Origin of the sequence: Oceanobacillus alkalisoli, from assembly GCF_021556485.1 — a bacterium.
In the GTDB taxonomy this organism is placed as follows: Bacteria; Bacillota; Bacilli; order Bacillales; family Amphibacillaceae; genus Oceanobacillus; species Oceanobacillus alkalisoli.
In genome coordinates this window covers 1-280 of record NZ_JAKGBW010000112.1, presented here as the reverse complement: position 1 = coordinate 280, position 280 = coordinate 1, and the positions used below count along the sequence as shown (strand labels likewise).

Sequence of the window (280 nt, the reverse complement as noted above, 5' to 3'; positions counted from 1 at the left end):
TACTGGCTGAATCTTCCGATCTTTGACAACGCAGATATCCTGTCCATTGGCTACGCCTACCCGAACCTTCAGATGTCGGAGAGCTACAACGCGCCAGGATCTCCGTACTGGGCCATGAAGGCGTTTATGTTCCTGGGACTTCCGGCGGACCATGCCTTCTGGCAGGCAGAATGCGCGCCGCTGCCCCGGCTTGAGCCTAAGAAATATCTGGAGCATGCCAATATGGTCATCCAGAGAGGCAGCGGAAATGTGGTGGCGCTCATCCCGGGACGTCTGCAGG

General features: G+C 57.1%; 1 protein-coding gene. It reads left to right on the top strand.

The annotated features are described in order from the left end of the window. Positions 1–280, top strand: a 280-nt coding sequence (locus LZD48_RS18600) for a DUF2264 domain-containing protein (protein ID WP_235764156.1), incomplete at both ends; no start/stop codon positions are given.